This window comes from Paenibacillus senegalensis JC66, assembly GCF_000285515.1.
Classification (GTDB): Bacteria; Bacillota; Bacilli; order Paenibacillales; family NBRC-103111; genus Paenibacillus_L; species Paenibacillus_L senegalensis.
In genome coordinates, this window is record NZ_HE610964.1 from 116,701 (window position 1) to 124,227 (window position 7,527).

12 protein-coding genes are annotated in these 7,527 nt (G+C 41.6%); 2 read left to right on the forward strand and 10 right to left on the reverse strand.

Annotated elements, in window-relative coordinates:
* From PSHG_RS24030 to PSHG_RS24080, 9 genes are all read right to left on the reverse strand, one after another.
* Positions 1-297: a hypothetical protein gene (locus tag PSHG_RS24030; RefSeq protein WP_010278879.1), complete on the reverse strand. Its 297-nt coding sequence runs from the start codon at positions 295-297 to the stop codon at positions 1-3.
* Entirely contained in the window at positions 294-644 is a 351-nt protein-coding gene (locus PSHG_RS24035; protein WP_010278882.1) for a hypothetical protein, read from the reverse strand. The genes PSHG_RS24030 and PSHG_RS24035 overlap by 4 nt, the downstream gene beginning before the upstream one ends.
* A complete protein-coding gene (locus tag PSHG_RS24040) occupies positions 637-1,041 on the reverse strand; it encodes a DUF6809 family protein (RefSeq protein WP_010278887.1) in 405 nt (134 codons plus the stop codon). The genes PSHG_RS24035 and PSHG_RS24040 overlap by 8 nt, the downstream gene beginning before the upstream one ends.
* Positions 1,042-1,215: 174 nt before the next feature.
* On the reverse strand, positions 1,216-2,019 hold the full coding sequence (locus tag PSHG_RS29680; protein ID WP_010278893.1) for a BRO family protein: 804 nt from the start codon (positions 2,017-2,019) through the stop codon (positions 1,216-1,218).
* A 13-nt stretch (positions 2,020-2,032) separates the two neighbouring features.
* Entirely contained in the window at positions 2,033-2,407 is a 375-nt protein-coding gene (locus PSHG_RS24050; protein ID WP_010278896.1) for a hypothetical protein, read from the reverse strand.
* 16 nt (positions 2,408-2,423) lie between these two features.
* Entirely contained in the window at positions 2,424-2,807 is a 384-nt protein-coding gene (locus PSHG_RS24055) for a hypothetical protein (protein WP_010278899.1), read from the reverse strand.
* 420 nt (positions 2,808-3,227) lie between these two features.
* Entirely contained in the window at positions 3,228-3,845 is a 618-nt protein-coding gene (locus PSHG_RS24070) for a phage repressor protein (protein ID WP_010278903.1), read from the reverse strand.
* Between the two features lie 33 nt (positions 3,846-3,878).
* Positions 3,879-4,112, reverse strand: a complete 234-nt coding sequence (locus PSHG_RS24075) for a helix-turn-helix domain-containing protein (protein WP_010278905.1) — start codon at positions 4,110-4,112, stop codon at positions 3,879-3,881.
* A gap of 59 nt (positions 4,113-4,171) precedes the next feature.
* Positions 4,172-4,408: a hypothetical protein gene (locus tag PSHG_RS24080; RefSeq protein ID WP_010278907.1), complete on the reverse strand. Its 237-nt coding sequence runs from the start codon at positions 4,406-4,408 to the stop codon at positions 4,172-4,174.
* 153 nt (positions 4,409-4,561) lie between these two features.
* Here PSHG_RS24080 and PSHG_RS29685 point away from each other — a divergent pair, with 153 nt between their 5' ends.
* A complete protein-coding gene (locus PSHG_RS29685; RefSeq protein ID WP_010278910.1) occupies positions 4,562-5,248 on the forward strand; it encodes a helix-turn-helix domain-containing protein in 687 nt (228 codons plus the stop codon).
* A gap of 37 nt (positions 5,249-5,285) precedes the next feature.
* The gene (locus PSHG_RS24090; RefSeq protein ID WP_010278913.1) at positions 5,286-6,473 is read left to right on the forward strand and encodes a tyrosine-type recombinase/integrase; all 1,188 of its coding nucleotides are present in this window, start codon (positions 5,286-5,288) and stop codon (positions 6,471-6,473) included.
* 30 nt (positions 6,474-6,503) lie between these two features.
* Here PSHG_RS24090 and PSHG_RS29690 read toward each other — a convergent pair whose 3' ends face one another.
* On the reverse strand, positions 6,504-7,490 hold the full coding sequence (locus PSHG_RS29690) for a helicase (protein WP_010278916.1): 987 nt from the start codon (positions 7,488-7,490) through the stop codon (positions 6,504-6,506).
* Positions 7,491-7,527 lie beyond the last annotated feature (37 nt).

The following is a 7,527-nucleotide window of genomic DNA, read 5'->3' on the forward strand; positions in this document are numbered from 1 at the left end:
CTAAGACGCATCCATCTCCCCGCCCTTCAGTTCATTTTGCTGCTCAAGGTACTTCTTCAGCTTCTTCTCTTGCCAAAAATGCTCATATTCCATCTGCAAGCCCTTGTGTGCGATGAAATCTTGAAATATATGCAATTCATCTCTAGCAATAACAAACGTGTCGTAGGCCAGCTTGTAGGACTTCTGAGCAGCTTTATAATCTTGCTTGTACCGCTTAATCTCCTTATCTTGATAGAGGATGACGAAGATGATCATCAAGCTAAGAATGGCAAGGATTAATAGCAATGTTTCTATCATTGAGCAGCCCCGCTTTCTATGGGTTTATTGGTGTATTCCTCAACGTGCCCGCATTTGGTGCACATGTGGCGAATTCCATATGACCCGCTCTCGAAAGAACTAAAGGTATTTATGTCTACTTTTTCGTTACAGTGCGTTTTTTCTACGCTGCACATGGCAAGCCATTTTAAAAACAAGTGAATGAGGCTATATTTAAGTTCAATGGATAATCCTTGAGTGCTTCTCAAAAAAAGATCAAGCTCTCTAAAAAAACGGCCTATTTCTCCTTCTTTGACAAACTTCACCATAGTGTTTCTCATATTTGTAACAATCTCGCAGATTTCATCCCCTGTCATTTTCTTATTCAAAGAAAGCACCCCCATGTAAGCATTTAGCTTCCTTCAAAAAGCGATAACCTTCTATGAATCCAAGGATGAAAGCGTGATAAGAACGGTCTGTGCAGGTTAACCACATAGCGTCTGTGTAGTCTTCCAGCAAATTGATTTCATCTTCTGGAAGTACTGCTTCCAGATGTTCGCGTAGCTCTGACGCCCTCTCTTCAGACTTTCTTAAAACTGGATTATCCGGACCGCCGTCTATTGCTTCACTCATTTGTAGGCACTTTAAGCTGGCGATCTCCTTTAAAACGGTCAACATTCCATGTTCAAAAATAACTTCATCCTGGGTCTGGATCTTGTTCCCTTCTGCATTGTTATAAGCTGCTTCCAGCTTGCCCCGCTCAACCATTGAAATATAATCTCCCATAAGTCCAATCTCTCCTTTTTTAGTAGGGAGAGGGAAACCCTTGCCTGAAGTCAATAATTTATGTATAATGCCTGCAAGGGTATATTCCCTTCCCAATGTGTTATCCGCTTTGTGTCCGCCAAGACTTGGAAAGCGGATTTTTCTTTGCCTGTTTTACATCACTGCGACTCATAATTACAGTCCTATGATTTCGAGTAATTCCGGAAATTTATCAGGGTAATAATGTGGTGCTGTTTCTCGCGGATTGTTAGGGCTAATAATGTTCTTGCCAAATTCCAAACCTGATTCCGTTAGTGATTTGAACAGCTTTGTACCACCTTTTTTTGAAGGTCGCTCCTTCTCTTCGAGATAACCATGCTTTATCAGCAGTTTGTTAAACTCTTTAGCTTGCATCCCGATGCCGTTCTTTTTAAGTAGTTCAGTGGCTGATTCGGTGATTGGCTCGTCTGCATATCCTGGTAAGGGAACATTCAAGCGGTGCGCTTTGTTGAAGTCTCCTAGCAGCTTTAACCTGCCGCTATCCGGTAGCCTAAGCACATTAGCCGCAATTTCCACCATATAGGCTTCTTTCTTGAAATGAAGTAGGTCGGGCTCAATAAGTCCTGGGATGGTGTAGGAGCCGGTTTGTTGGACTGATGGAAGCATGTCCTCATACAACCAATTCTGAAACGGCCTTGCTTTAGGTTGATTAGATTGTCCAAGCACCCGGTTAAGTGAAAAATTAGAGATAAACTTTTCTCCTGTGCTGTGAAGTTTTCTAACCTTCTGATTCAAAAGGTTAGAATCAGATACATGATAGATGTGTTCATCTTTGCAGAACTTAAGGACATTACTTGTTGCAGTCTTCCCGCGGTATTCAAGAATGGCCGCCACATCTTTTGCTCGGATAATGAAATCCCCCTCAAACGGGAATGTCACATCGTTAGGAAATAAAATCATTACTTCATGCTGGCCTTCAAATAAAACTGGACTTTTCATTTTTGTTCCCCCTTTACTTTAGAAAACCATCCATAATATCTTGACCTGTGTGCCTTTCGTAAAGCTCTGAAGCGGCTACCATAAAAGCAAATCCGACTAAATGAATAAATTTGTTTTCGTAGCATTTTGAGGAAAGCAGCAGTTTAAGGTCGTCTTTTCCGAACTTATCCCCCATATCTTCTTGAATCATTTGTTTTGTTGATTTGAAACACCAGGTTCCATCATCCTTGTATCTCTTAATTGGTGGGAAAAGGCTGAAAAAATTCTGTACACTGGTCCATTGAATAGCCTTTTCTGCATCTTCCACAAGGGAGATTATTAATTCCGGATGTTCCTTAGCAAACGCGCTAGCTTTTTGGTGATTATTAAGTGCCCGGCCAAGTCTCAATAGCTGATCATATGGTTTAATGACTTCCGCCTCCTTGATTAATCTTTTTTTCCAAGCTTTGCATGAAGTTGAAATACCGATCGTAGTTGTACTTCTTCAACAAATGAAGATAGGTCAGGGTGTAGCGAACGGCCACCCACCAGTTAAACTCATGGGTTTTGTAGTATGTCTCAGAATCCATAATGAGAGCGTCCTGCATGACTCTTTCGGCGTCATTCATTTCAGTGATTCCATAAGCCTTAAGTATTCCAAACCAGTCGCCCAAAGCTTTCTTAACATGGTCCCTTGGATTATCATTAAGCACCAGCCATTCTACGCCATTGACACCTTGAGCTAGTTTATCTTTGATAATTCCCCATTCCATATCAAAAGCTGCAGCTCGTTCTTTATCCGTTGGCATTACCCTGCTCCTTTTTTGATTAATGGCAATAAATCATTTTGAGTTTTGCCCGGCTGATCTCACCCCTCAACTTTGAGGACTCCACAAAATGGTGGAGTAGAAACTCTCTATAACTCCCCTGTTGGCTGATTAATCAGCTCAGCGCAATTTTACGTTCTACCTGCAGCCGTTCATTCAGTGCTGCTTTATACTCCATAAGCCGCGAGTATCTATACCGATTGCGCTGATGCCGTGGACGCCGATCTTTTGCGTATTCTGCAGCCTTGCGTGTAAAAAACTTAATCCGTTTAATGTGCAATTTGTTCACCCCTTTCACTGGAATAAGTAAGCCATCCAAACTAGAGCAAGTCCAAACAGCGGGAACAAGAATATGAAGAGAAGGGCTTCTTGGATTAGTTGCTTGCGGGTCATGGAAACCTCCTATTGGACGTATTTCCCATATACCGCTTCGCTTACTTTGATCGGTAAATGGAACTTATCAGCCACGCTCATTAGGTCAACAGTGTCTTCTAAGATAGATTGCCGCTCCACCAACATTTCAGGGGACATGTCGCCCTTTTTGATCATTTTGGGGTATCCGTATTTGGAGGACACCGCTTTATTGGCAATGGTATTTGCTTTGATGAAATCCACCCGAACCGGCTGCTGCAGGGAATCTTTCAGTTTCCCCATAGCTTCTCTTTGGTGTTCTTTGTCAAGCATTCGGAAGATTTGGAAGCCTTCAAGGCCGGATGATTTTCGCAATGTACTAATTACTTCAAATACCCAGTCCTCGAATTTTTCCGATTCGTCCTTATTGCTTCGAAGGATAAGCTTATAAATTCCGAACTCATTAGCACAAAGCATTTCTTGCTCTCCGCCAGGGGTATATATTTTGCATACACCCTTATGATTAGGTCGCAACCTTTTTGCGGCTTGGGAGGCGTTTTTGATATCCAAGGCTGTACAAATATCTTGAATTACACCCATCCAGTCACCTGGTTCCTTTTCGACAAATCTGATTTCGTGACCAAGCCAGTTTTCAGTACGAATGTTCATTTTGGGTTTCCTCCTTTGCGGTATAAGCGTTGCCTAACTTAGAAACTTGGTCTGGGCAGCTTTCTTTTGAGCTTCTTTCCATTGAAGCAAGTCTTGTTTGTCGATTTTGCGGCTCCCGCCGATGGTATAGCTCGGTATTCCGTTTGCTTCCGGCGATAACTGGCAATACTCGTAAATACGACTACGAGAGATTCCAAGAAAATCGGCAGCAATTTGCGGAGTGCAAACATCCGGAAGGTCGGCAGCGTTAATTATTTTTTCTCTCAATTTTCAGCGCTCCTTTACGTCTACCTAATAAAATCACGAAGTTTTATTGCGTGCATGCATCACTTTGTCCAAAAAAAGTAACGTTCGAATGGCCCTCCAAATACCTTCAGAACACCAGCTATAAATGCTGGTCCTGGAGAGTTATGTCTAGGATCGTCAACTGGTAGTTTCGCTCTCCATATTTGTGTTTTATTTACTCCAAGTTTTTTAGCAAGCTCTACATCAGATGCGATATCTTTGTCAATCTGAGCTTTCATAAACTCTTTAACGTTTAACCTGATGGTGTATTTATCCATATCCAACCCCTCTTCGCTGATTATTGATTCGCCGGCGCAACACAAATATACCATCTATTTATACGTGCCCGCAACACTATTATGTGTTTTTGATAAATATAATTGCGTGCACGCAACATTGGTGGTATAGTATTACCTTAGGAGGAGATAAACTTGAATAACCAAGAATTCGGAGAAATACTAAAACGCCACAGAAGATCAAATGGGTTTAAGAGTCAGAGGCAATTTGCGGATAAAGTCGGTATTTCATCGGCTACTCTTTCCAGAATTGAAGCAGGTGTACAAAGACCCTCGCCAGAAACAATAAAGGCTATTTCCAAACATTTGAAAGATATTTCTTACGAAGACCTCATGGAAAAGGCCGGGTATTTAGAGGCTGCTGAGAAGATAAAGGATTTAGGTTCGTTGAAAGACCACTTAAACACTTTAAAAGACTTAGATCCAAACCTTTTATCTTCAACCCTAGCATTAGAGGTGAAAAAAGTACTGTCCATTCTGACTGAGAATGGGGAATTTAAACCCGATATCAGCAATGACATTGCAAATATTTCTGAGATAGCTAAAAACAAGTTTGGAGACAACTTCATCCTAACACCACAGAGTTTTATTGATCTTATGTTAGAGGTTGACCATGACGGCCCCATTACCGACAAATCAATGGCCGTCCTTGCGATTCACTTTTTACTTGAAGATCTAGCCGAAAAAGAAATAACAAAAATGCAAGACTTAATAGATATACTCAAAAAAACCGATCTGAAATACAATGGGTACCCTTTAGATAAGGAGGACACACAACGAATAGTTGAAATGCTATCTCTATTATTTCCTAGATACAAATAATAAATTTAGAATTTAAATTACGAGGTGAATATCTTATATGGCCTATATCAGGAAGAGAGGGAAGACTTGGTACTATACGGTGGATATTGATCGAGATCCCGTTACTGGTCAAAGGAACCAAGTGACTAAGGGTGGTTTTAGAACAAAAAAGGAAGCGGAAGCAGCAGCTGCACGTGTTGAATTAGAAGTAGCAGACGGGGTTTATGTTAAAGTATGCAATAAGTCTTTTGCAGAGTTTTCAAAAGAATGGTTGGAATATTACGAATCTGTTGGTAATGTAAAACCAGGTAGTGTAAGAGTTAGAAAAACCAGGGTTAATAAGTTACTTACTTATTTCTCTGCCATTAAACTAACTGGAATAACAAGAGCAGCTTATCAAAGCATGTTAATTGATCTGAAGAATAAGGGATTAGCAAACGAAACGATAGTCAGCATTCACGCTACTGCTAAAATGATTTTCAGAAGAGCGGTGGAACTCAATTTATTAAAAATAAACCCAACCGATTATTCAAAAGTGCCACGACACCAAAGAACAGTCGAAGATATCGAAAATTTCAATGATATCCCTAAATATCTGGAAAAAGAGGATTTAGCTAAATTTCTCGAAACTGCTAAGGTTGAAGGCAGGGATTTTGACTACCCTATTTTCATGGTTTTAGCATATACAGGCTTGAGAGTGGGTGAACTAATAGCATTAAAATGGACAGATGTAGACATGGAGAACATGACCATTAGCATCACTAAAACATATGATAACGTGAGAAATAACACTAGAGAGTATAACCTTGTTCCGCCTAAGACAGAAGCCGGTATACGATTGATTGAATTCGATGAAGTGATTAAAAAATTACTCGAAGATCATCGTAGGCATTTAAATATAACCAAAATGAAGTATAGACTGAAATTCTACGACAAAGGGTTTATATTCCCGAATATAGGCTCGCGCTACCCTGGGTACCCATTAGTTCAAAAAACTATAGAAAAACGCATGGAGCGGCTTCTAGGGCTCTCAAAACTAAACCCAACCTTAACCCCCCATTCGCTCCGTCACACTCACACTACACTACTTGCTGAAGCGGGAGCCACTCTTCAAGAGATCATGGAGAGGTTAGGGCATAAAGATGACAAAACCACAAGGCTTGTATATCTACATGTGACTAAAACAATGAAACGTGGAGCTGCTCAAAAATTCAGCAGACTTATGAAGAATGTGGTCAAAATGTGAGCATAAACATTATTTATTTCCTACAAACACCTAATTAAAAGGCGTTCTGATTGACAGAGGAAAGATCATCTCGGTTTTTCCGGCACCTGTAACCGCCCATATTAAAAAATGCTGTGCCCCTTTGTTTCTCTTCGCAAAATGCTCTCGCGAGTCTTTATTGCGATCTTGGGCCAGAAACCGCAGACCGGCTAAAGAAGCTTCCGTCTGTGCAGGACTCAATCCCCAGTAGGCCACCAAATGCTTCTTCCAATTCAGCTCCGGAGTTACCATGGAGCCTTGATGTGCATAATCTTTATCCTCCTGTGAAGCCTGGCCTTGAATAAGCATAGAGCAGGAACGCACACGCCCCATGGTCAAGCACTCTTCACAATAAGGACATAATTCTCTGCATTGGTGACAATGCGACCAATGCATCCGTTCCTGACTGCTCCCACAGCGCTGGCATTGGTACTGGACGGTAGATTTACCCCACGCTGCTCGTTCTATCCGCTTAATCCCCGGCAGCAGATGAATGGTTTGCCGAAGATAAGCTGTCTGTAAGCAATATCGTTGAGTCGCTTCACTCCATTGCAAGCCTTGCGTCTGCTGAAGCTGCTTCCATTCCTCCAACAATAAAGATCGCCCCTGCAGCTTGTCCAGTAGTTTTTGAAACTCTTTTTTGTCTCCGTTGTGATTATGAAGTCCTATACTTACTATGTCGTCATTTCTCCCCTTTTTAATTAAAGTTAATTTAAACGGAGCCGGCAGTGCCGACCTGCTGTAGGGCCCGCTCTCCCATGTGCGCTGGATTTCTTCCCTCCACTTATCGTTGGTCGCATTGGCTGCACGTCTCGAACTAGCCGCCAACTGATTTTTCAGCCACATAGCTTGTCCTAACGATAAATCAGGCTCTAGCAGCATTAGCTGGTAAGCACCCTGCAGCCGCTCATGCCAAAAAAGGAAATCCGCCCTTAGATCGAAGGTGATTTCCCAATACCATTGCCCATTATCTAGCACACCATATACAAAAACATTCATCGCTTCGTCCTTCTTCCATGACTAGTTTTCTAATATT

What these genes read in the sequence shown, in the direction of transcription:
- PSHG_RS24030 (WP_010278879.1), bottom strand. Translation starts at nt 297, where the DNA reads ATGATAGAAACATTGCTATTAATCCTTGCCATTCTTAGCTTGATGATC.
- PSHG_RS24090 (WP_010278913.1), top strand. Translation starts at nt 5,286, where the DNA reads ATGGCCTATATCAGGAAGAGAGGGAAGACTTGGTACTATACGGTGGAT.
- PSHG_RS24040 (WP_010278887.1), bottom strand. Translation starts at nt 1,041, where the DNA reads ATGGGAGATTATATTTCAATGGTTGAGCGGGGCAAGCTGGAAGCAGCT.
- PSHG_RS29690 (WP_010278916.1), bottom strand. Translation starts at nt 7,490, where the DNA reads ATGAATGTTTTTGTATATGGTGTGCTAGATAATGGGCAATGGTATTGG.
- PSHG_RS24070 (WP_010278903.1), bottom strand. Translation starts at nt 3,845, where the DNA reads ATGAACATTCGTACTGAAAACTGGCTTGGTCACGAAATCAGATTTGTC.
- PSHG_RS24055 (WP_010278899.1), bottom strand. Translation starts at nt 2,807, where the DNA reads ATGCCAACGGATAAAGAACGAGCTGCAGCTTTTGATATGGAATGGGGA.
- PSHG_RS24080 (WP_010278907.1), bottom strand. Translation starts at nt 4,408, where the DNA reads ATGGATAAATACACCATCAGGTTAAACGTTAAAGAGTTTATGAAAGCT.
- PSHG_RS29680 (WP_010278893.1), bottom strand. Translation starts at nt 2,019, where the DNA reads ATGAAAAGTCCAGTTTTATTTGAAGGCCAGCATGAAGTAATGATTTTA.